This is a genomic window from Polaromonas sp. P1_E1_2, from assembly GCF_056406035.1.
The window spans coordinates 1-2,426 of sequence record NZ_JBFUAZ010000630.1; the positions used below are offsets into that span (position 1 = coordinate 1).

Annotated in this window: 1 protein-coding gene; it reads left to right on the forward strand. The window is 58.9% G+C overall.

The features are described 5' to 3' along the window. Positions 1-2,360, forward strand: a 2,360-nt coding sequence (locus AC1D1P_RS20970) for an RHS repeat-associated core domain-containing protein (protein ID WP_477674292.1), incomplete at its 5' end; no start/stop codon positions are given. Positions 2,361-2,426 lie beyond the last annotated feature (66 nt).

A 2,426-nucleotide genomic window follows, 5' to 3' on the forward strand; every position in this document is an offset into this window, starting at 1 on the left:
CCCTAGCCCTGGGCAGCCATGCCTTAAGCGCCGACTACGCAGGCGATACCAACAACGACCCTTCCACATCTGGCTCCATCACCGTCGCCATCAACAGCGGCACCCTGACCTGGCAATACGGCTACGACGCCATGGGCAGGCCCACCACCGTGGTCGATCCCAATGGTCTTGCCAGCTACACCTACTACGACAGCCTGGGCCGCCCCATCCAGACCCAGCAGCCCGCCAACACCGGAAGTGCGACGCCGACCACCACCGGCTTCGCCTACAACGCCAATGACAACCTGACCCAGGTCACCGACCCCCGCAACCTCGCCACCACTTACAGCCCCAACGGCCTGGGCGATGTCACAGCGCAGACCAGCCCGGACACCGGCACCAGCCAGTACACCTACGACCTCAACGGCAACGTCCTGACCAAGACCGACGCCAGAGGCAAGCTCACCCAGTACACCTATGACAACTTGGACCGCCTCAAAACCATCAGCTATGCCACCGGCACGGCCAGCGTGCTCGAGTACGACGGCGGATCCACTCCCACCCCGGCAGCCGTAGGCGAACTCACCAAAATCACCGACGCCTCCGGCCAGACCGTCTACAGCTACGACAGCCTGGGCCGCAAGACAGGCAAGACCCAGACCATAGGCGGCAAGACCTTCACCGTCGGCTACAGCTGGGGCGATAGCGGAAGTGCGTTGGACAAACTCACGGCAATCACCTACCCCAGCGGAACAAAGGTCAACTACAGCTACGATGCCCAGGGCGTGGTCAATGCCGTCACGGTCAATCCGCCCAACGCCAATGGCGTGGGCACCAACACTGGCACCACCCTGCCGCTGCTGAGTGGAATCACCACCAATGCTGAAAGCAAACTGACTGGCTGGAGCTGGGCCAGCAGCAAGACTCAGGCGATTGCCTATGATGCCAACGGCCAGATCAGCGCGTACAACCTGGGTGATCCAACCAGCACTGGCATCCGTCGCACCGTTAACCGGGACAGCGCCGGGCGCATCACCGGCTACACCCACACCAGCAACGGGACTCCGGTGCCCAGCCTGGACCAGAGCTTTGGCTATGACAACCTGAACCGGCTGATCAGCGCCACTCTGGGCAGCAGTGCGGTGCAGTACAGCTACGACGCCACCGGCAACCGTACGGCCAAAGTCATTGGCGGCACCAGCTACCCCAACACGATTGCCACCACGAGCAACCGGCTGAACCAGACCCAGGACAGCACGGGAACAGCCACCGTGCAACACGATGCGGCGGGCAATATCACGAGCGATGGGACCAACAGCTATACGTACAGCGACCGCGGGAGACTGGCGACGATGACGAACGCCGGTGGCACGGTGAGCTACAGCTACAGCGCGCTGGAGCTGAGGATGAGCAAGACGGGCCCGACGGCTCTGGTGCCCACCGGTGCGGCTTACTACGTCTATGACGAAGAGGGCAAGCTGCTAGGTGAATACGACGCCAATGGCGTGCCCCAATACGAAACCGTCTACTTGGGCAGCCCGGTCGGGGTAGTCAAGCAGACGGGCACGGCTGCGGGATCAAACATCGCCATCAGCTTGTACAACGTCTCAACTGATCAGCTGGGTGCGCCGAGAGTGATCACACGTCAGAGTGATGAAGCCTTCGTTTGGCGCTGGGATACGGCGGAACCCTTTGGCGCGACGGCGCCTGATCAGAACCCCGAAAGCCTGGGGACCTTCACATATAACCAGCGACTGCCTGGGCAAACCTTTGATGCCGAGAGTGGGCTGTTCCAGAACTGGAATCGGGAGTACAACCCGAGGATCGGGCGCTATATGCAGTCCGATCCCATTGGGCTTGGGGGTGGGATCAATACCTTTGCCTATGTGGGCGGGGATCCTCTGATGTTTGTTGATCCACGTGGGCTAAACCATGTACTTGGGGTGCTTGGGGTCGCATTTATAGCGTATGAGATTGCCAATAGTGATACGCCTCTGATCGGTGGCGGCGTTGCAAAAGCCGGGACGAAAGTGGCTGAAGCGTGTGTAGCAGAAGGGGTCAGAGTATCGAAAAAGGGCATGTCACTTGTTGAGGCGAACTTGGCAAGATTTGAACCAACCGCAGCTAACGTTGCAATGGTCGATAGGTTGAAGGAAAGCCTTCAAACGGGTGCGAGAGCGATAGGTGCAGATGCAAATTTTTACCTCCACGAGATCGCAGAAGGTACAGCGCGCAGAGCGGGATTGGCTTATGACGCGGCTCATGCGGCTGCGATTGAAAAGTACAGCATTTCACCTTTTTCTCTCTATCATCCAGAAGTGATAAAGAGTCTGCCTGGTGAGTTCAATAACGCGTGGAGAAATTTCTGGGGAATTCAATGAAGTCATTTAACCTGACTAAAGAGCGTAAGGCACGCGTTTGGCTGAGTGAACTACCTACATCATTTC